The 20,389-nt window shown below is 49.3% G+C and carries 15 protein-coding genes and 1 pseudogene; 4 read left to right on the top strand and 12 right to left on the bottom strand.

Going from position 1 to position 20,389, the window contains the following annotated elements:
• Nucleotides 1-187: 187 nt before the first annotated feature.
• From OYT88_RS20365 to OYT88_RS20315, 11 genes are all read right to left on the bottom strand, one after another.
• A complete protein-coding gene (locus OYT88_RS20365; RefSeq protein ID WP_274402202.1) occupies nucleotides 188-466 on the bottom strand; it encodes a hypothetical protein in 279 nt (92 codons plus the stop codon).
• A gap of 217 nt (nucleotides 467-683) precedes the next feature.
• The gene (rpiB, locus tag OYT88_RS20360) at nucleotides 684-1,136 is read right to left on the bottom strand and encodes a ribose 5-phosphate isomerase B (protein ID WP_274402201.1); all 453 of its coding nucleotides are present in this window, start codon (nucleotides 1,134-1,136) and stop codon (nucleotides 684-686) included.
• 100 nt (nucleotides 1,137-1,236) lie between these two features.
• Nucleotides 1,237-1,905, bottom strand: coding sequence for a ribulose-phosphate 3-epimerase (gene rpe / locus OYT88_RS20355; protein WP_274402200.1), 669 nt, complete (start codon nucleotides 1,903-1,905; stop codon nucleotides 1,237-1,239).
• A gap of 93 nt (nucleotides 1,906-1,998) precedes the next feature.
• A complete protein-coding gene (tkt, locus tag OYT88_RS20350; protein ID WP_274402199.1) occupies nucleotides 1,999-4,005 on the bottom strand; it encodes a transketolase in 2,007 nt (668 codons plus the stop codon).
• A gap of 23 nt (nucleotides 4,006-4,028) precedes the next feature.
• Complete coding sequence (locus OYT88_RS20345; protein ID WP_274402198.1) at nucleotides 4,029-4,739, bottom strand: transaldolase; 711 nt, start codon at nucleotides 4,737-4,739, stop codon at nucleotides 4,029-4,031.
• A 70-nt stretch (nucleotides 4,740-4,809) separates the two neighbouring features.
• Nucleotides 4,810-5,841, bottom strand: a complete 1,032-nt coding sequence (locus tag OYT88_RS20340; protein ID WP_274402203.1) for a zinc-binding dehydrogenase — start codon at nucleotides 5,839-5,841, stop codon at nucleotides 4,810-4,812.
• Nucleotides 5,841-6,896, bottom strand: coding sequence for a galactitol-1-phosphate 5-dehydrogenase (locus OYT88_RS20335; RefSeq protein WP_274402197.1), 1,056 nt, complete (start codon nucleotides 6,894-6,896; stop codon nucleotides 5,841-5,843). The genes OYT88_RS20340 and OYT88_RS20335 overlap by 1 nt, the downstream gene beginning before the upstream one ends.
• 27 nt (nucleotides 6,897-6,923) lie before the next feature.
• Nucleotides 6,924-8,195: a PTS galactitol transporter subunit IIC gene (locus tag OYT88_RS20330; protein WP_274402196.1), complete on the bottom strand. Its 1,272-nt coding sequence runs from the start codon at nucleotides 8,193-8,195 to the stop codon at nucleotides 6,924-6,926.
• Between the two features lie 31 nt (nucleotides 8,196-8,226).
• Nucleotides 8,227-8,508: a PTS sugar transporter subunit IIB gene (locus OYT88_RS20325; RefSeq protein WP_274402195.1), complete on the bottom strand. Its 282-nt coding sequence runs from the start codon at nucleotides 8,506-8,508 to the stop codon at nucleotides 8,227-8,229.
• A gap of 26 nt (nucleotides 8,509-8,534) precedes the next feature.
• On the bottom strand, nucleotides 8,535-9,005 hold the full coding sequence (locus OYT88_RS20320) for a PTS sugar transporter subunit IIA (protein WP_274402194.1): 471 nt from the start codon (nucleotides 9,003-9,005) through the stop codon (nucleotides 8,535-8,537).
• 15 nt (nucleotides 9,006-9,020) lie between these two features.
• On the bottom strand, nucleotides 9,021-11,138 hold the full coding sequence (locus OYT88_RS20315) for a BglG family transcription antiterminator (protein ID WP_274402193.1): 2,118 nt from the start codon (nucleotides 11,136-11,138) through the stop codon (nucleotides 9,021-9,023).
• A gap of 547 nt (nucleotides 11,139-11,685) precedes the next feature.
• On the opposite strand from OYT88_RS20315, the gene rpe (OYT88_RS20310) reads away from it, so the two are divergent.
• Both rpe (OYT88_RS20310) and OYT88_RS20305 read left to right on the top strand, forming a co-directional pair.
• Nucleotides 11,686-12,336 (top strand): ribulose-phosphate 3-epimerase, encoded by a 651-nt coding sequence (gene rpe, locus OYT88_RS20310; protein ID WP_274402192.1) that lies wholly within the window; start codon nucleotides 11,686-11,688, stop codon nucleotides 12,334-12,336.
• Nucleotides 12,337-12,694: 358 nt separating this feature from the next.
• Nucleotides 12,695-13,816 (top strand): ROK family protein, encoded by a 1,122-nt coding sequence (locus OYT88_RS20305; protein ID WP_274402191.1) that lies wholly within the window; start codon nucleotides 12,695-12,697, stop codon nucleotides 13,814-13,816.
• 248 nt (nucleotides 13,817-14,064) lie between these two features.
• Here the strand turns inward: OYT88_RS20305 and adhE are convergent, their stop codons facing one another.
• Nucleotides 14,065-16,728 carry a bifunctional acetaldehyde-CoA/alcohol dehydrogenase gene (adhE, locus tag OYT88_RS20300; RefSeq protein WP_274402190.1) on the bottom strand — a complete coding sequence of 888 codons (2,664 nt, stop codon included), beginning with the start codon at nucleotides 16,726-16,728 and terminating at the stop codon, nucleotides 14,065-14,067.
• 425 nt (nucleotides 16,729-17,153) lie between these two features.
• Here adhE and OYT88_RS20295 point away from each other — a divergent pair, with 425 nt between their 5' ends.
• Together OYT88_RS20295 and OYT88_RS20290 are read left to right on the top strand one after the other, a co-directional pair.
• On the top strand, nucleotides 17,154-19,556 hold the full coding sequence (locus tag OYT88_RS20295) for a phosphoketolase family protein (protein ID WP_274402189.1): 2,403 nt from the start codon (nucleotides 17,154-17,156) through the stop codon (nucleotides 19,554-19,556).
• A gap of 439 nt (nucleotides 19,557-19,995) precedes the next feature.
• A pseudogene (locus tag OYT88_RS20290) lies at nucleotides 19,996-20,389 on the top strand (acetate kinase); the annotation flags it as partial.

Raw genomic sequence — 20,389 nt, 5'->3', positions numbered from 1 at the left:
TCCATCCATATTTTTGATGATTTGTCTGCATTATCCATACTTCAATCTCAGTTTAGAACAGATAGGCTAGATATTCGGAGAAAACACGAGATATTCTAAGAAAACATTTATTTTATAGAGGGAGTGTTTCTTATAAATTAAAAGATTTTTCCTTTCAATAATCGTCGTTCAGTCAATCGGAACGCACTCAATTTGATTTCAGAACGCAATGCAGCATTTTGTGGTTCAGGCAGTCGGTCTGACGAGCTATTTCCGACTTTCGGCAGGCAATTGTTTGAATGATTATCTTTCTATAAGAAAGATTCCCGCGCCCGGCAGCCAATGGTTTATGGTTCCGTTGTTGCAGCGCCCGGCAGCCGGATTCTAAGGTAACTGAGTCAAAAGTCGATCCATTTTCAGAAATATGGTCACCTAAACGCAGCGAAAAATCAGCTGTGGACCATTCAAAATTCAACTGATCAATCAATTCAAATGAATCAGCAATTCGCCGGCTCTTTGATTGTCGGCCACCTCTGACGCAAGGGCAAAAAAAAGCGGGAGAACCGGCCAGCCGGATCCCCGAAATGAAGCCGATCCAAGGGATCCGTCCCGCCGTTCTCTCGTTTGCGTCTCTGTTTCCGCCTTCCCGGATACAGCGGGGGAAGGCGCCGTTCCTTGCGGGGCCGATGCCGGAATGGAACCGGTCAGCCGAGCGTTTCTCCATGCTCAATCCTGGCAACCAGGGCGAGGCGCCGTTCATGCCTTCCGCCCTGCGGCTTCGCACGCAGCCAGGCATCGACGATCATCTTGGCCAGCTCCGGGCCGACGACCCGGGAACCAAAGGCTAAAATATTGGTATGATTGTGCGCACGGGACATCTGGGCGGAATACGGGTCGCTGCAGGCAGCCGCCCGAATGCCGGGCACTTTATTGGCGGCAATGGAGATGCCGATCCCGGTCCCGCAGATCAGGATCCCTAAATCCGCTTTTTTCTCCACCACATCCTGCGCCACCTTTTGGGCATAAAGGGGATAATCCGTACTTTCACGGGAAAAAGTGCCCTCGTCCAGGACTTCGATCTGTTTTTCTTTCAGGTAATCGACGATCGTCGGCTTCAGATCAAAACCGGCATGATCGCATCCGACCGCAATTTTCATGATCCACACCCCTCATTGACTCTTTGATTTTCAACCGGCGGCTCCGGCAGCAGGGCCCGCTTCGTTCCGGTCCCTCCTGACCGGCGGATTCCCCGGCCGTTCATCCGCCGGCCGCTTCCCGGATCCGGGCAATTTTTTCCGGATAGGGAAGGGGATTCCGGTTAAAAAGCGCCGCCGTTCCGACGACGAAGACATCGGCTCCCGCCTCGCGGGTTTTCCGGGCGGTTTCTTCATAGATATTTCCATCCACCTCAATCAGCGGCTCACACCCCGTTTGGCTCATCCTTTCCGACAGCCGGGCGATCTTATCGATCACGGGCTCCTGGAAGGGCTGTCCGGCAAAGCCGGGATAGACCGTCATCATCAGCACCATCGCCGCGGAATCCAGATAGGGATAAACCGACGCCACATCGGTCGGCGGACTGACTGCGATCGCCGGTTTAATGCCCGCCCGGCGGATCTGATCCATCACCCGTTCCGGATTTTCCGCCGCCTCCACGTGAAAGGAGATATATTCCGGATGCAGCGGAGCAAACAGGGGCACAAACTGGCTTGGGTGCTCAGCCGCCAGATGGATGTCCAGCGGAAGATCCGTCGCCTCCTTAACGGCCGCCAATACATAAGGGCCCATCGCTAGATTGGGGACGAAACGGCCGTCCATCACGTCGCAATGCAGCAGATCCACTCCCGCATCCTGCAGTTTCCGCAGTTCATCGCCCAGATGCAGCGGATCGGCACACATAATCGACGCCGCAATGATGGGGTCCATCCTCTCATCCCCCGCTGTGCAGGCCATTGAATTTTCCCCCCGCTTGAAGGATCCCGTCCGCCACGATTTTCGCCGCGATCGGCCGCCGGTTCCTCATTTTCTTCTGCCTTTAACGAGCGTCCGGGCCCCATCCGCTACCTGTTCCGGTGTAAAAGCGAACTCCTTCAGAACCCGCGGTCCCGGCGCCGAGGCGCCAAAGCGGTCGATCGTCCATAAGACTCCCTTGTCGCCGATGTACCGTTCCCAGCCGAGCGACGCCGCCATTTCGATGCCGACCCGGTTTTCCAGTTCCGGCGGTAAAACCGAGTCCCGGTACGCCTGGGGCTGGCGGTCAAACAACCGCCAGGAAGGCAGGCTGACCACCCTTGTGTCCATGGCTTCCCGGGCCAGCAGGGCCTGCGCCCGGATCGCCAGCTCCACCTCGGAACCCGTCGCAATCAGGACGGCCTCGGCCTGTTTTTTCTCTCTGGAAACGATATAGCCGCCTCTTCTGACGCCTTCCGCCGCTCCCTCTCTTTCGCCGGCAAACGTTTCAACCCCCTGGCGCGTGAGGACGAGAGCGGTCGGGGTGGTCCGGCTTTCCAGCGCGATCTTCCAGGCTTCCCGCGTTTCATTGCCGTCCGCCGGCCGGATCACATTCAGATTGGGGATCGCACGCAGGCCGGCCAGCTGTTCAATCGGCTCATGCGTCGGCCCGTCTTCGCCGACCGCAAGGCTGTCATGGGTAAAAACAAAGATGGACGGAATCTTCATCAGCGCAGCCAGCCGAATCGCCGGCTTGGCGTAGTCTGAGAAGGTAAAGAAGGTGGCACCGAAAGCCCGGACCCCTCCGTGCAGGGTCATTCCGTTCACCGCTGCGGACATGGCAAACTCGCGGACGCCGAACCAAATATTGCGCCCCTCATAGCTGCCCGGTAAGAAAGCCGGACTGTCTTTGATCGTCGTCTTCGTCGAAGAGGCCAGATCCGCCGAGCCGCCGAACAGTTCGCGGACCTGCCCGGCCAGCCCGTTGAGGACTTCTCCCGAAGCGGCCCGGGTCGCTTTCTTTGTTCCTTCCTCATAGACCGGCAGCCGTTCAGCGAAGTGCTCAGGCAGGAAGCCCGCGACGGCATTTTTCAGGGCAGCGGCCGGTTCCGGGAACTGTTTCTCATACGCTGAAAAGACATCGAACCATTCTTCTTCGGCCCTCTCGCCCTGCTCGGCCAGCCGCTTAAAATGGCTGAGGACCTCGGCGGGAACGAAGAAGGGGGCATGGTCCCAGCCGTACGCTTTTTTTGTCTCGAGGGTCTCTGCCTCGCCCAGCGGACTGCCGTGACACTGGTTCGTCCCCTGAACATGCGGCGCGCCGTAGCCGATCACCGTCCTCACTTCGATCAATGAAGGACGGCTCCGGTCCCGGCGGGCTTCATCCAATGCTTTTTCGATCGCATCGACACGGTTGCCGTCCGCCACATACAGGGTCTGCCAGCCGTAAGCCGCAAAACGCCGGCAGACATTCTCGGAAAAGGACTGATCCAGCCGGCCGTCCAGAGAAACCTTGTTGGAATCATAGAGGACAATGAGCTTCCCCAGTTTCAGATGGCCGGCGAGCGAGGCCGCTTCGGCGGCTACGCCTTCCATTAAATCGCCGTCGCCGCACAGCACATACGTCTGATGATCCACCAGGCTGTATCCGGGACGATTATAGACGGCACCCAGGTGGGCTTCCGCCATCGCCATGCCGACCGCCATCGCGAGGCCCTGTCCGAGCGGCCCGGTCGTCGCCTCCACCCCGGCCGTGCGCCCGAATTCCGGGTGGCCGGGCGTCCGGCTCCCCCACTGGCGGAAATTTTTCAGATCATCCAGGGTCAGCCCGTAATCAAAGAGATAGAGCAGGCTGTAGAGCAGCATGGAGCCGTGCCCGGCCGAAAGAACAAAGCGATCCCGATTGAACCATTGCGGGTGATGCGGGTTGTGTTTCATCGCCCGGGTCCACAGGGTGTAAGCCATGGGCGCCGCGCCCATCGGCAGCCCGGGATGGCCGGAATGGGCCTGATTAATCGCATCGATCGATAAGGTGCGGATGGTTGTGATGGAGAGTTGATCCAGTTCTGTTGCCATATGTTCGTCCCTCTTTTTTAATTTTAAAGAATCGAATAGCCCAGCGTCTGAATGTCGCGGTTGAATCCTTTCACCGTATCCAGGGAAACCTGTTCCAGTGTTTTTCCGACTTTTTTCAGCTTTTCGATAATCGCCGGCGTACAGGTAATGATATCGACGCCCAGGCGGTCCGCCTCATAGACATTGAACAATTCGCGGGAGCTGGCCCAGAGAAGCTGGGCGCAGGGGTTCCGCCGGCAAAGGCTGACCGATTTTTTCATATACGGAATCGGATCGCGTCCCGTATCGGCAATCCTTCCCGCGAACACCGAGACAATACTTTCGACCTCCGGGTTCAGCGCGTCCACGGCCGCGTCCACCTGTTCCGTCGTCAGAATGGCCGTCACATTCAGGGACAGCCCCTGATGGGAAAGCTTTTTAATGAGCGGGATGGACGAGGCTCCCTGAGTGTTCATGATCGGGATCTTGACAAAGACGTTGCGGCCGAACGAGTGAATCTTCAGGGCCTCCTTTTCCATCGCGGCAAAATCGTCGGCGAAGACTTCAAACGAAATCGGCAAATCGGGAATTTTCTGCAGGACTTCTTGAGCAAAGGCCAGATAATCTTTGACGCCCGCTTTTTTCATCAGGCTGGGGTTGGTCGTAAACCCCTTCACGAATCCGGCCCTGTAAGCGGCCAGCATCTCCTGAAGATCCGCGCCGTCGGCATAAATTTTGACGTTTAAATCATTCATTGTTTCTCCTCCAAATATATCAGAGTAGAGAGATAAATCTCTCTACTCAAAATTTTATACCCTATGATTTTCAGGATTTAATCAACACTTTAATTTCCTGACCGCCCATGACTGCTTCGAAAGCTTCCCGCCATTTTTCGAGCGGAAAGACTTTCGTAATCATTTTGCCTGCATTAATCTTCTTTTTCGTCAGAAGATCAAGAGCAATCAGCCAGGAACTTGGTTTCTGCGATCGGCTTCCGATATAGGTAATCTCTCTTTGAATAATCGATTCCTCATCAAGCGGATTGGCTTTCTCCGCGAACAATCCCACTTGAACAAATGTTCCTTTCTTTCTAATAAGGGGGAGCCCCGCATTAACGGCCGGTACAGCGCCCGAGCAATCAAAGACACGATCTACGCCGTATCCGTCCGTTATTTTTAAAACAATCTCATTCAGATCTTCTTTCATTGTGTCGACAATGGCATCGGCACCAAGCTCTTTGGCCAGTTTCAGGCGGTTCTGATCCTTTGTAATACCGGACATGATTGCGAAAGCGCCCTGAGCCTTCACAACCTGAAGAAGCAGCAATCCAATGGGACCGGGGCCAAAAATAAGCACTTTATCATCGGCAGTGACCGTCGTTTTCTCAAGAGCGGCATGGACGCAGCAGGACAGCGGTTCACTTAGAGCGGCAGCCTGATAAGAAAGACCATCGTCAAGCACATGGCAGCTTTCTTCTCTTGACAGGACATATTTTGTAAAACTGCCGTTTACCTGCGTGCCTATGCCCTTGCGGTGGCTGCAAAGATTGTAATCTTTTTCCTTGCAGTAATCACATGTTTCGCAAGTTTCAAAGGTTGTTTCACTCGTGACCCGGTCACCGACCTTAATAGATCGGACATCAGGGCCTACTTCCACTACTCTGCCTGAAAATTCATGCCCCAAGGTAACAGGTGTGATCGGATTCTTATACTCTCCTTTAAATGTGTGAATATCCGAGCCGCAGATGCCTGTATAAGCCACTTCTATTTTGACGCGATCGCCGTAGACTTCAGGCTCGGGAACATCTTTTAAGGTCATATGATCATAGCCTGGTTCTTCTTTGACTACTGCTTTCATCATCGGTTCGCCTCCGGAGTTGGTAATATCATCACTTTATTAAAAGGCTGCTCACGATTGATCATCATGTCGAATGCTTTTTTTGTGTCTCTTAAAGGAAAATGATGAGAAATGTATTTTGCCAGATTCAGCCGTTTTTGCTGAAGCATCGCAATGGTGGTCGTCCATGCTCTTCCCGGGAAGGGCGCCGTGTAAGAATTCCAGCATCCCCTGAGTGTCAGTTCTCTGCGGAAAATGTTCTCAAAAGCTTTCTCATGCAATGTGACATCGGCATAAGCAATACCGACATAACCGACCTTTCCTTTCTTTTTTGGTATTAATAGGGATTGCTCCTGGGTAAATTTTGACCCGGCACATTCAAACACGACATCGACGCCGGCCTGATCCGTTATCTCAAGGACCCTCTGCTGTATGTTCTCTTCTTTGGAATTAATAACATACCGGCAGCCCATATCCTTAGCCTGAGTTAGTTTCTCAGGGACTATATCGATCGCTATAATATCCTTAACGCCGGAAAGTCTCAGCCATTCGATGACAAGCATACCGATCGTTCCGATACCGAAGACTGCTACTTGGTCGCCGACCCTCGGTTTCAGATTGAGGACCGCATGAAGAGCGACGGCGGAAGGCTCAATCATCGCGGCACTTTCAAAATCCAGCCCGCCGATCGAAATAACATTTTTCGCCGGAACGTTGGCATATTCGGCAAAACCGCCGTAGCGGACGGAACCGATCATTTTATAGTTGTTGCATAAAGAGTAGTCGCCCCGTTCGCAAAATTCACAGCGGCCGCACGGAATGAAGGGAATCGCGACGACTCGCTCGCCTTCCTGAACATTGTCGACTTCATCCCCTTTTTCGACAACGATACCTGAAAACTCATGACCCATAATCGCCGGCAGAGGATACTTCCAACGCGTCTGCATCTTATGCGTATCCGAGCCGCAGATGCCGCATGCTTTGACCTGAATTTTTACTTCATCCGGCTTTAGTTCCGGCAACTGTACATCTTCATATTCAATAACATTATTTTCATGCAATACGGCTGCTTTCATAACATTACCACCCACTATTTATAAGAATCAGAGAACCGCATGAACGATTTGTGCGAATTTCAGGATAATCCAGTTCAGTATGTTGCCGCCCATGTCAAGCGAAGAAACTTCGGTAACGCCGTTCGGGAAATTATAAACGCCCTTCATCATGATCGTGTGAACCGGTCCGAAGTTGGTTGCCATCAGCAGAGCCAGGGAAATAACAACTATTCCTGCCAGCAGCGACTGAATAATGTTGCCTTTTCTGGAAGCAACGATAAAGGAAACATAGAACGGAATTGTTGCCAGATCTCCGAACGGCAGGACCCGGTTGCCTGGAAGAATCACTGCAAGCAACAGAGTAATCGGTACGAGAATCAGGCCGGTCGCGATATTCGCCGGATGGCCGATCGTCAGCGCGGCATCGAGCCCCAGATAAACTTCACGGCCGTGGAACCGTTTACTGATCGTATCCCGGATCGACTCGGAAATCGGAATCAGTCCTTCCATCAGAATCTTGACCATTCGCGGCATCAGGAACATAACACCGCCGAGGGCAATCCCAAGTTGAAAAGCTTTCCCGATATCGTAACCGCCGAGCAGACCGATGATCAGGCCGATGATCAGGCCCATGATGGCCGGTTCGCCAAAAATGCCGAATCTTTTTTGAATCGTTTCCGGATCGGCCTTTAATTTGTTGATCCCGGGGATCTTCGAAATAGCCCAGCCGATAGGAACGCCGATTAATCCATATGCCGTCGTCGATCCGGTCGGGCAGGTGATGCCTTCAAGCTGATAGAAACCAGTGGTATAAGGTGCCGCGCGATCGGCGATGATCAGAACAATGATTTCATAGATGAACGCACAGAGTATGGCGAACCACCAGTTCCCTCCCGTTACGATATAACCGGTGGCTGCGGCCGCCATAAAATGCCAGTAATTCCATATATCAATATCAAAGGTTTTCGTCACTTTTAAAAATAATAGAATAATATTCAGCACTAAGCAGAGAGGAATCAAAACGGCGGCTACCGGAGTCGCCCAGGCGGCGGCAGCGGCTGACGGCCATCCTGTGTCCAGAATCGTCAAGTGGAGGCCGAAATTCTTGACCATTGCATGGGCCGCCGGGCCGAGGTTATCAGTCAGTAAGCCAATGACTAGATTAATGCCGACAAAGCCGATGCCGATCGTAATCGCGGATCGAAAAGCTTTACTGATATTGACCCGGAAGCAAAGCGCAATAATAAAAATTGCTAAAGGCAAAATAACAGTGGCTCCTAAGCCTAGAACATACTGGACCCCATTATAAAGCGCTGTCATCTCTTCTCACCCCATAGATTATTTATTGTTTTTATTGTTTTAGATAGTTTAAAATTTTTTCATCCAGTGCTCCCATCCCGATCCCGCTGATGTATGCAGTAGCAATAACAGCCGGAATATCATATTTCGTCGGCAGAATGGTTGTCGAGACAATTAAATCCGCACCCTTTTGTTTCGACTTGACTTCGGTAATTTTGCATTGTTCAATTTGTGCATCCAGCTTATGATCCTTAATTAAATTTTCAACATGATTGGCAACGACAGTCGACGTAGCGATTCCCGCACCGCAGGCGACCAATATTTTTTTGGTCATAGTCGTTTTCCCTCTTTTCATCCCATTTACTTACGTATCGATGCAGTATGAAGCGTCTGAAAAACATCATCTTTGGAAGACGCGGAAACTAATTGGGCGACTTTATCTTTATCCTGTATTAAGCCGATGAGCTCCTTAAGGACCTCCAATTGATCATGCGGATTCTTCAGTCCAAGCATAAAAACAAGAGAAACATCCGCCTGCTTTCCCTTGTCTTCCATCAGATAAAAGGGAATCGGCGTATTCAGCGTCGCAATCGCGATGAACTCTTTTTTGACACATTCAGCATCCGTATGCGGTATCGACACATTATAGCCTGGAAGTTCCAGACCAGTCGGAAATTTTTCTTCTCTTTGCAGCAGCCGTTCAAGAAAATCATCTGTGACATGACCGCTCCGCTTCGCCTGATCATATAAAAATTGAAGCAATTCTCTCTGAGATGACGGATTTAAACCCACGAATATTAATTCCTTATGCACAAAATCTTTTATGCTCATCTTGCTGATCGCCCCTTATACGGTAATCTCACAATGGCTGCTGAATTCTTTCATCAGATGGTACAGCTCCCGGCAGCTTCCTGCCTTTTTCATCCGTTCTATGCACGATTTTGATTGGGCGATTCGTGTCAATTCCAACAAGGCATTAAAATGTGACTTTTTATCAATCGCCGATAAAATAACAATGAAATATAATAATCGTGAAGCATCCGTTTCCAATCCACTCCGAATGTGCAAAAGGCTCATACCCAGCTTATTGGCACCATATTGGGGTTCTGCATGCGGCAGAGCAATCGATTGCCCGAGCATGATCTGAGTTGCCGGTTTGCTATACTGGATTTTAAGCGTTTGCAGATAGCGCTGCTCAATCACTTCTGCTTGCAAAAGCGGACGCGCAGCAATCTCCAATGCCTCTGCCCAGCCTGCGACCCGATCGACTTGCTGGATCATTGAAACAGGCATGATTTCCTGAAGATGCACGCTTTGTTTTGATAATTCCTTACTATTAAACGGATGGGAATAATCTGTATTTTTTCCGACAAAAAAATCCGTCAGGGCCGATTGTAATTTCCCTTTTTCTTTTTCCTTGATGCAGGCATACTTCTCAATAATTGAAATTATTTTCTGAACGCCATCCAAATCTTCATTGTTCAGATGATAGATCTCTTTAATCACATTGTGTTTAAGTCTTAACTTTTCCTTATCATTCATTAAGTTATTGACGATAAACAGCAAGGACTTCGGTTTGGTTTCAACAGGTATTGACGAAAAGACAATATCATAAGGAAATGGAAATTTTTTGAATTCGCGCAAAGAAACAGCCTTATAAAAGAGCATCTCGGGAAACATATCTTTTAACGTCTTTTCCATCAGCAGAGATATGGAAATCCCGTTTGTACAGACGACTAATGCCTTTAGCTTCGAACTGAACTGAGTGCCGAAATTAATGAGATGACTTCCGATAAACAGGGAAATAAATAATATTTCTTTATCGGGAATCGGGCAATCAATTAATTTCTGCAAGGGAGCCAATGAAATTTTCACAAAATAGTTAATCACGCGGTATTCTTGACTAATTTGTTGCAGACCGCTATAATCGTAGCTGAGCCGATACTTGACTCGATAGTAGGCAGGCTTCAGATGAGCCATTAATTTTTTGAATAATGTCTCTTTTTCCGTTAAGGTCACGCATGTGTTTTTCTCAAACAGATCGAGAAAGTCCTCTGTCGCATGTTCTAAGCTTGGTATGTCATCAAACATGAAATCTTTGGAAGGGATGATGTTTGATGTCAGTACTTGTAAGGTAATGTACATGCGCTCTTCTTTTGGTAAATTTTTTCTGCCGTTTATGAGTAAATCAGCTGCTGCGTATTCCCGCGTATCCGAAAGCTCCCCGGGGTCGGCAAAGAATACGTTTTCAATGATATGTCCTGCAGCGACCCGTTTAAAAATACTTTCAAGAACATAGGGCAGGAGCTGCATTTTGCTGTCGACGAACTTCCAGCTCAATCTGTTTTCCACTTGTTCCAGTTTTCTTCTCCAGGACGTAATTTCCGTTTGCGAGACATTCATGAAATGCTGAAGAAGGGCTTCACCGTCGTACATATTAATCAAATGGTTCATAATTTTTATCAGAACAAAGCGTTTATCTCCTTCTTTCCCGATGATCCGATATCCGTCTTTCCGAGAATAAACCAGCTCAAGTTGAAAGCCGTTCAAGACCTCCGATACTTCTTTCAGGTCTCTCAAAACCGTGTTTCGGCTCACCCCCAGTTCTACTACAAAGTGATTCACCGATAATTGTTCGCTTCTCGTAATGATCATTAAAATGATGACATAGCAGCGTTCTTTGCGGGAGGAAACATACCAGTCGTTGTTCTTTTTTTGACTACCTTCTCCTTTCTCTGAATTTCCCATCATTTTAAGTAACTGTGAGGATGCAACGAAAGCACCGGATGAGGTGTGCTCAATGCATGGATAATGCTTTTCATCCAACCACTCGTTTAATTTGGAAATGCTGTAATCCACCTGTCGCCTAGATAGGCTATATTTGGTTTGCAGCTCTCTGCTCGTTCTGATCCTATGCGTCAGCAAATCCTTGAGCAACATGTCACTTCTTTTGCTGAGATACATCCCTCTTTCCTCCTACGAATTTATTGTACTACGTAAAGTTATCGTTTTGTATACGTTTTCAGTTCCATTTATCGTCACCCCGTTGCACACTATGGTGCTGATTTTTCCGAAAGTTCTCATTCACCCGTCGAAAGCCGCCTGATCAGGCCCGAAATCTTGTACAACCTGAGAGAAACAATCGCTCAATCACCCGAATGGCAGGCGGCTGCTTTTTTGGACATCCGGCCGGATTCTCCTGCTTGTCCCCGTCAGAAGAGCACCCGGATATTTCGTCCTTGAGATGTTCCAGACGCTATTGACGCTGGTATTCGAGTGACAGTCATTGGCCGCACGTTTTCAAAATGGTCCCGATTATTTTCCCCGTTTTCTTCCAGTCTATTACAGAAAATATTTTAGCATGTATATAAATGCGAATCTAAAAATCCATTTTACACACCGTATTCATGGTTGAAGGATTTTGACTTTTCATTTCTTAAGCTGTAAACTTCATTTGGAAAACGCTTGCATTTTAATAAAATAAGAGTTTTACATGGGGAGGAAATGAAATATGAAAATTTTACCCTCGATTCTGTCTGCTGATTTCGCCCATCTTGCCGAGGAGGTCCACGATGTGGAAAAGGATGTCGACACAATACATGTCGACGTCATGGACGGCCACTTCGTTCCCAATATCACAATGGGAGCAAACGTCGTTCAGGCATTAAAAAAAGAAACAGCCGCGTCTCTTGATGTTCATCTGATGGTTGAAGAGCCGCTGCCATTCCTGTCTTCTTTTCTGGAGGCGGGTGCCGATATGGTGTCCGTCCATGCCGAAGCCTGCACGCACCTTCACCGCGCCATTGAGTTCATTAAGGGCGGGGGAGCCAAGGCCGGAGTCGTCCTTAATCCGGGCACGCCCGCTTCAGCAATCCGATCCATTATTCAGGATGTCGACTACGTTCTGATTATGACCGTCGATCCGGGCTTCGGAGGTCAGCGTTTTATTGCATCGATGATCAGCAAAATAGGGGAAGTCCGCGAAATGATCAACAGAAATCATTTGTCTGTGCAGATCGAGGTGGACGGAGGAATCAATACGGAGACGCTCCCGCTTTGCGTGAAAGCGGGAGCCGCGTGGATTGTCGCCGGTTCGGCTGTGTTCGGGAAACCGGATCGGCACAAAGCCATTGAAGCATTGGTTCAAAGCGCAGAACTGTGATTCTTTAGTTTTCTTACGAGCGGCAAATCGACTTAAAAATCTTCTTTCCTCCCTATGTTAGACTATTTATTAATAGGCTGCTTTTATCCATTGCTCCCTCTGTCCAGTTGTTGAAAAATCGGCAGAAGCGGTTTCTAAAAACAGGATTCCGCTTGAACGGCCGCATGACGCTCGGAGCAACCGTGCCGCAGTCAGCAAAAAGAGGCGGCAGAGCCCGCCCTGCTTGCAAATAAACATTTGAAAAATATAACGGCTCATGTTACAGTTATATTAGGTTAAGCTCATTAATAAAATTATTTTATATAATGTAAATGGAGAGACAGCAGTTACAATCGCATCATCTTTTTGAGGAGAAATCATGGAACGAGTCACAGTAAATGACATCAAACAATCCAATAAAAGCGATATTTTTCACCATATATATCGTCACAAAAAAATTTCAAAACAGAAAATCGCAACCGATTTACAAATGAGTCTGCCGACGGTTACCCATAATCTGGCACTCCTGCAAAAGCAGGAACTGATCAGGATGGATGGGAAAATCGATTCCGCCGTCGGTCGAAAGGCAACCGCCTATACGATCTGTCCGGAAGCCAAAGTGACCATTGGGATCGAAGTAGCACAAAATTATGCTATTTTTTCTCTGATTAACCTATACGGAGAAGCCATGAAGGAACAGCGGCTGGACTTGGCCTTCAATAACGGCGAACAATATGCCCGCGATCTTTGTACGATTCTTGAAAATTTTATTTATGGAAGCTCCGTTTCCGAAAAAAATATTTTAGAAATCGGCATTGCTTTTCCGGGACTTATTTCGTTTGACGGCCGGTCGGTCATTTATGGGAAAATATTGAATAATACAGGAATGACAACGGACATATTTCAGAAGTACCTGAACGTCCCCTGCCGTTTTTTCCATAATGCTTCATGCGTTGCGATCGCCGAACAATGGATGCATCCGGAAATTCGCGATGCAATCTATCTCACGATCAGCCGCCACGTCGGTGCGGCAATCATGATCGATAAAAAAATATATACGGGGAAAAACGGGCGCAGCGGGACGATTGAACATTCGACGATCAATCCCAACGGAAGGCTGTGCTACTGCGGGAAAAAAGGGTGCATTGAAACGTATTGTTCGCTTAATTCTCTGCTTGGAGCCGATAATTCCGCCGATGATTTCTTCAGGGCGCTCCGCCGTCAGGATGCGGAAAAAAAGATCCGCTGGCACCGTTTTTTGAATTACCTGGCCATAGCAATAAATAATTTGCATATGTTTCTTGACGACAAGATTATCATTGACGGTCAAATCACTCAATATATGATTCAGGAAGATCTGGATGAGCTTAATCAGCTTATCCTCATAAATACTGCCTTTCCTGAAAAAGACAATTATATCGAGCTCGGCAGGGTCAGAACAAATCCGGTCTCCCGCGGTGCGGGCCTGTCGGCGATTAAAGAATTTCTGGACAGCATTTAAACCGGATCCCCGGAAAAATAGGGCGTCTGAAAATCGCATCGGGATTTCCAGCCTGCCCCTTTTTCGCTGCCGTAATTGTTATATGAGGGACAGGCCTCAGACCCTGATATATACGGAAATGCAGCACATTCAAGCCTTGTCTCCCCAGTTACAAAAAGGCCCTTCTGAAATTGCATGGATATTTTCATCCGCTGCATTTCAGAAGGGCCGAATTTTTCTTCCGTCCCCGGCAGTCGTATACCTCTGCGTTATTTGCTTTCTGTGCCGACACCCTCGTATTCATCTTCAAGAATCTTTTTCAATTCGCTGATCAGCGGTTCTTTCGGATTGGTGGACGTACATTGATCTTCATAAGCCAATTCGGCCAATTTGTTAACGGATGCCTCAAAGTGTACTTTGTCGACGCCGTTTGCTTTCAGACTGAGTGTCACATCGCAGTCGTGTGCCAGTTTAATAAATTCATTGACCAGGCTCTCCTTCAGCTCCTCTGTTGAATGGCCTTTGAAGCCGAGGAATTTGGCGATCGCTGCATAGTCCTCATCCGCCGTATAACGATTGTACCTCGGCCAGATGGCCAGTTTTGTCGGCACCTTCGCGTTAAAGCGAACAACCTGAGGGAAGGTAATCGCAATGGCCAAACCGTGCGGGAGTCCAAATTCGCCGCCCAGTTTGTGCGCAATCGAATGGTTAATTCCCAAGAAGGCATTGGCAAAAGCCATCCCGGCAATGGTGGACGCATTATGCATCTTTTCACGGGCCGTCAGATCGCCGGCATAGGAAGCACGCAGATTATCAAAGACCAGTTTAATGGCCTGCAGCGACCAGCCGCGGGTGTAGTCCGAAGCATAAACGGAAACATAGGCTTCGACCGCGTGGGTCATGACGTCCAGCCCCGTCCAGGCAACCGTCCGCTTTGGCAGTGTTTCGACAAACTGCGAATCCACGATCGCGATATCCGGCTGAAGCGCATAATCGGTAATCGGGTACTTGACATGTGTTTTGGAATCCGTAATAACGGCGTACGGTGTGACTTCCGAACCGGTTCCCGACGTGGTCGGGATCCCTATATAGGTTACCTTTTTAAGCGCGGGCACCTTGTAAGTCCGCTTCCGGATGTCCATAAATTTCTGTTTTGCGCCGAGAAACGAGGCATCCGGCTGTTCATAAAAGAGCCACATGCCCTTTGCGGCATCCATAGCGGAACCGCCGCCTAATGCAATAATCGTATCCGGCTGAAACTTCTTCATGATCTCAACGCCGCGATATACGGTATCCGTTGAAGGATCGGGCTCGACCTGGGAGAAAATTTCAATGTCCACTTCTTCGCGCCGCTGATTGAGCATATTGACCACCCGGTCGGCATATCCGAATTGCACCATCCCCGGATCACAGACCAGAAAGACGCGTTTGAGGCCGGGCACCTGTTTTAAATAGCGCAGTGAATTTCTTTCAAAATAAACCTTCGGGGGCAATTTCACCCACTGCATATTATTCCGCCGCTTGGCGACGGTTTTTATATTCAGAAGATCGAAATCCGAAACATTATGCGAAATCGAGTTTTTCCCGTAGGAACCGGTGCCCAACGTCAGCGACGGGATCATATTATTATAGATATTTCCGAGTCCGCCCAGTGCAGAGGGAGTATTGACCAAAATACGGCACGCTTTCATTTTCAAACCGAATTGCTGGATCAGGGCCTCGTCTTTTGTATGAATGGCTGCCGTGTGGCCCGCACCGCCGAAATCGAGCAGCTGTCCGGCAATTTTAAACGCTTCCTGATGGCCGCCCGCTTTATACATGGAAAGTACCGGAGAAAGTTTTTCACGCGACAGCGGAAAATCCGGTCCGACACCGTCAATCTCCGCAATCAGAACTTTCGTCTCTTTCGGGACATCGATACCGGCCAGCTGCGCGATCTGATAGGCCGATCTGCCGGCAATCGGCCCTCTGACGCTGCCGCGCTTCGGATCCATCATCGCGTCTCCTAAAGCCGCATTGTCCTTTTTATCGATAATCACGCTTCCTAATCGTTTAAATTCGGCCTTTACCGCTTCATAAATGTCTTCGTCAATGATCACGCTGTTTTCCGCGGCGCAGATCATGCCGTTATCGAACGTTTTCGAGAGCGTAATATCATTCACCGCCTGTTTAATATCCGCCGTTTTTTCAATATAGGCCGGCCCGTTCCCCGGTCCGACGCCCAGGGCCGGCTTTCCGGTCGAGTAGGCAGCCTGGACCATCCCCGGGCCGCCCGTCGCGAGCACCGTTGCGACGCCCGGGTGATTCATTAAGGCTCCCGTTGCTTCGATGCTTGGTTTCTCAATCCATTGAATGCAGCCTTCCGGCGCTCCCGCCTTAACGGCTGCCCGTGCAATAATTTTTGCCGCTTCAGCACACGACTTCTGTGCCTGCGGATGAAAGCCGAATATGATCGTATTCCGTGTTTTCAAAGCAATCAGCGATTTGAAAACAACCGTCGACGTCGGATTGGTTACCGGCGTCACGCCCGCAATGACGCCGACAGGTTCCGCAATCTTTATTATCTGCTCCTCATCATTGTCCTCAATAATGCCGACCGTTTTATCATGCCGTATCTTGTTCCAGATGTACTCACTGGCATAGATATTTTTAACCGCTTTATCTTCGACAACGCCGCGGCCGGTTTCTTCAACGGCCATTTTAGCCAGTTTCATATGATTATCCAGCGCGGCAATCGCCATCGCTTCGCAAATCTTATCCACTTTCTCCTGGTCAAAATCCGCCAGAACAGCTAGAGCTTTCTGAGATTTTCTAACTAAATCATCAATGACCCTTTTAATTGACGAAAGATTGTCTTCTTTGCCGCTCTGAGACGGTGCAGCCGGTTTCAGCACCGGAGTCTGCCTGTCATTTTGATTCACGGTTTTTAACATCAGTCCCGCTCCTTTTCTTGTGAATTATTTCACAATAATGTCTGCAGTCGGGCGCCATTAGTTAAAACAGACCGCCTATGGACGACAGGAACTATTGGAAACGCTTCTCTTGACACCTTCATCATATGAATTTGAACAGCCAATGTCAATATATTTTTATAAAATAGTTTTACTAAAAAAATTTAATAATTTATTTTGCCATACACATTTACTTATTCTGCATTGTGTGTTATATTCAACGCGTAAACCGTTGGCAATAGGGCGTTGGAGAGGTGTTCGGCTGCCGGAATAACATGAAAGTTGCATGGTCTCATGGCTGTCTCTCTGTTGCCTTTATTTTACTCATTTTTTTAAAAGATTCATGTGAAATATTTCACAAATTATTGACACTTTAAAAATTTGGATATCTGAAAGGAGCAGTTGCAATGACTCAATCGATTCAAGCGACGGACAGGATCATTGACTATTCTTCAGCGGAATACTTGAATAAAGTGGATAAATACTGGCGTGCAGCCAATTATCTTTCCGTCGGCCAGCTCTACCTGAAAGACAATCCGCTTCTTGAACGCGCGCTCAAACCTGAAGATGTCAAGATCCATCCCATCGGGCACTGGGGCACTATTTCGGGACAGAACTTCATCTACGCTCACCTGAACCGGATCATCAATAAATATGACTTAAACATGTTTTACATTGAAGGCCCAGGCCACGGCGGCCAGGTCATGGTCTCTAATGCTTATCTTGACGGAAGCTACAGCGAGATTTATCCGGCCGTGTCCCAGGACAAAGAGGGCATGAAGCTCCTGTTCAAACAGTTTTCCTGGCCGGGCGGAGTGGCCTCGCACGCTGCCCCGGAAACTCCCGGATCGATTCATGAAGGCGGCGAATTAGGTTATTCGCTCTCACACGGCGTCGGTGCGATTTTCGATAATCCGGAGGTGATCGCTGCCGTTGTGATCGGTGACGGCGAGGCGGAAACCGGCCCGCTCGCAACCGCCTGGCAATCGATTAAATTTATCAACCCTGTAAATGACGGCGCCGTCCTGCCGATTCTCTATGTGAACGGCTATAAATTAAGCAATCCGACTTTATTGTCGCGCACTTCCGACGAAGACCTGACGAAGTACTTCGAGGGAATCGGCTGGAAACCCTATTTCGTTGAAGGCGAGGAACCGAAGGCGATGCACACCGCCATGGCGGAAACAATGGATCAGGCAATCACAGATATTCAAACGATTCAAAGAAAAGCCCGGGCCGACAATCGGCCGACGCTGGCAAAATGGCCGATGATCGTTTTCCGCTGCCCGAAAGGCTGGACGGGGCCCAAAATGTGGGAAGGCAAACCGGTAGAAAATTCCTTTCGTTCCCATCAGATTCCGATTCCCGTCGACCGCAGCCATATGGAACATGCCGATCAGCTCGTGCACTGGATGAAATCCTATAAACCGGAAGAACTATTTGACAAAAGCGGAAAATTATTTGCCGGCATTGCCGAAACCATCCCTCAAGGCACTCGGCGGATGTCGATGAATCCGATCACCAATGGCGGCATCCATCCCAAAGATCTATGCCTGCCCGACTACCGAAAATATGCGATTAAAGTGGTTCAGCCCGGGAAAAAAGAAGCCCAGGATATGCAGGTCCTCAGTGCATTCGTCCGTGACATTATTTCGATGAATCCCGACAACTTCCGGGTATTCGGCCCCGATGAAACCCTGTCCAACCGCCTGAAATCGGTATTTGAAGTGACCAGCCGCCAGTGGATGTGCCCGGTATTTGAACCGAGAGATGAATTCGAGGCCCCAAGCGGGCGTGTCCTCGATGCTCAGCTGTCCGAACATCAGGCTGAAGGCTGGCTTGAAGCCTATACCCTAACCGGCCGGCACGGATTTTTTGCCAGCTATGAATCCTTCCTCAGGGTCGTTGATTCGATGCTGACACAGCATTTTAAATGGCTGCGCAAAGCGAGCGAACTCTCCTGGCGAAGACCTTATCCTTCGTTGAACCTCATCGCTTCGTCAACGGTGTTTCAGCAGGACCACAACGGCTACTCCCATCAGGATCCCGGACTGCTGACCCATCTGGCAGAAAAAAAGCATCATTACATCGGCGAGTATCTGCCGGCCGATGCGAACACGCTGCTCGCCGTCTTCAATAAGATTCTAAAATCGCACAATAAGATCAACCTGGTTATTGCTTCAAAGCACCCGCGTCCGCAGTGGTTCACGGCCGAAGAAGCGGAGCTCCTGGTCAGCAACGGTCTCGCCATAATCGACTGGGCCAGTACGGATAACGGAGCGGAACCTGATGCGGTCATTGCCTGCGCCGGTACGGAACCGACGATGGAAAGCCTGGCAGCCGTTCAGCTTCTGCATCAATCATTCCCGGATATGAAAATCCGCTTTGTGAACGTCGTGGACATCATGCGGCTGGAAAGCCATAAAAGCGATTCCAGCGACTACACCGGCCTTTCCGATGAAGCCTTCGATTATTACTTTACAAAAGACAGACCCGTCCTCTTTGCCTTCCACGGTTATGCGGATCTAATTCAGAATCTCACCTTCAACCGTCACAATAAAAATTTCTACATTCACGGCTATCGAGAAGAAGGAGACATTACGACTCCCTTTGACATGCGCGTTCTCAATCATCTGGACCGCTTCCATCTTGCCAAGGCTGTGATATTGCGCCAGCCAAAGTATGCGGAAAAATGCGGCGTCTTCGTTCAGAAAATGGATCGGATGATCGCCAGGCACCGGTCGTTTATACAGGACGAAGGGACCGATCTGCCCGAAGTCATGAATTGGAAATGGGAAGGATTAAGGTAAGACGGGCTCACGAATTCCCGATCGGCCGGTAACAAGCGGAGAAGGCAGCAGCAAGGCCTGCTGCGAAACGGGAGGGTAATTTTCCTCCCGTTTCGTCGTTTTTTAAAATCATCTGTTTTTCCCGGCTTTGACAGCCGGAACATAGAAAAATCCCCGGAACAGGTTCTCAGTGAATTTGATTGATGCCGCGACTCTGATAGTCAAATGGAAAGGGAACGTCGGACATGTTTAAAATTATTATTGCCCGCGGAAGCGGAGTGACTGCCTCGACAATTGCTGCAGAAGAGGCAAAAATCTAATTAGAGAGGTACACGGATGATGAAGTACATTCGGCGGACTGCCGGACTTTTCTAAAGAACCGGCGATGCGTGCTTTCATTACTCGTATAGATCGCTGGCTTTCGATCGTAAGCGTTCCAGAAATACAGGGGGTGAATGAGATGTCTTTGATTTTGGCGGTCAATGCCGGCAGTTCGTCGCTCAAATTCCAGCTTTTGGATATGCCAGAAGAGAACTTAGTGACGAAGGGATCTATTGAACGCATTGGTTTATCTGATTCGATTTCTACCATCGACGTCAGAGGCAAAAGAGTTCAGGAAGTCAAATCGGTTCCCAATCATGAAACTGCGGTTCGCCGGTTGCTGAGGCGACTGGTTTCCTATAAGATTATTCAATCGCTGTCGGAGATCGAGGGAGTCGGGCACCGCGTGCTGCACGGAGGGGAGTCGTTTAATGATTCCGTCCTGATCACGGACGAAGTCATTAAGAAAATCGAAAGCCTTTCCGACCTCGCTCCGCTGCATATTCCGGCCAACCTGGTCGGAATCAAGGCCT

The sequence above is a fragment of the Sporolactobacillus sp. CQH2019 genome (assembly GCF_028765345.1).
Classification (GTDB): Bacteria; Bacillota; Bacilli; order Bacillales; family Sporolactobacillaceae; genus Sporolactobacillus.
The sequence above is the reverse complement of the archived record's forward strand: the minus strand, read 5'-3'. Positions and strand labels throughout refer to the sequence as shown.

Bases quoted from the DNA above. Each gene is read 5' to 3' on its own strand.
- rpiB (WP_274402201.1), bottom strand. From the start codon at position 1,136: ATGAAAATTGCGGTCGGATGCGATCATGCCGGTTTTGATCTGAAGCCG.
- rpe (WP_274402200.1), bottom strand. From the start codon at position 1,905: ATGGACCCCATCATTGCGGCGTCGATTATGTGTGCCGATCCGCTGCAT.
- tkt (WP_274402199.1), bottom strand. From the start codon at position 4,005: ATGGCAACAGAACTGGATCAACTCTCCATCACAACCATCCGCACCTTA.
- OYT88_RS20345 (WP_274402198.1), bottom strand. From the start codon at position 4,739: ATGAATGATTTAAACGTCAAAATTTATGCCGACGGCGCGGATCTTCAG.
- OYT88_RS20340 (WP_274402203.1), bottom strand. From the start codon at position 5,841: ATGAAAGCAGTAGTCAAAGAAGAACCAGGCTATGATCATATGACCTTA.
- OYT88_RS20335 (WP_274402197.1), bottom strand. From the start codon at position 6,896: ATGAAAGCAGCCGTATTGCATGAAAATAATGTTATTGAATATGAAGAT.
- OYT88_RS20330 (WP_274402196.1), bottom strand. From the start codon at position 8,195: ATGACAGCGCTTTATAATGGGGTCCAGTATGTTCTAGGCTTAGGAGCC.
- OYT88_RS20325 (WP_274402195.1), bottom strand. From the start codon at position 8,508: ATGACCAAAAAAATATTGGTCGCCTGCGGTGCGGGAATCGCTACGTCG.
- OYT88_RS20320 (WP_274402194.1), bottom strand. From the start codon at position 9,005: ATGAGCATAAAAGATTTTGTGCATAAGGAATTAATATTCGTGGGTTTA.
- OYT88_RS20315 (WP_274402193.1), bottom strand. From the start codon at position 11,138: ATGTATCTCAGCAAAAGAAGTGACATGTTGCTCAAGGATTTGCTGACG.
- rpe (WP_274402192.1), top strand. From the start codon at position 11,686: ATGAAAATTTTACCCTCGATTCTGTCTGCTGATTTCGCCCATCTTGCC.
- OYT88_RS20305 (WP_274402191.1), top strand. From the start codon at position 12,695: ATGGAACGAGTCACAGTAAATGACATCAAACAATCCAATAAAAGCGAT.
- adhE (WP_274402190.1), bottom strand. From the start codon at position 16,728: ATGTTAAAAACCGTGAATCAAAATGACAGGCAGACTCCGGTGCTGAAA.
- OYT88_RS20295 (WP_274402189.1), top strand. From the start codon at position 17,154: ATGACTCAATCGATTCAAGCGACGGACAGGATCATTGACTATTCTTCA.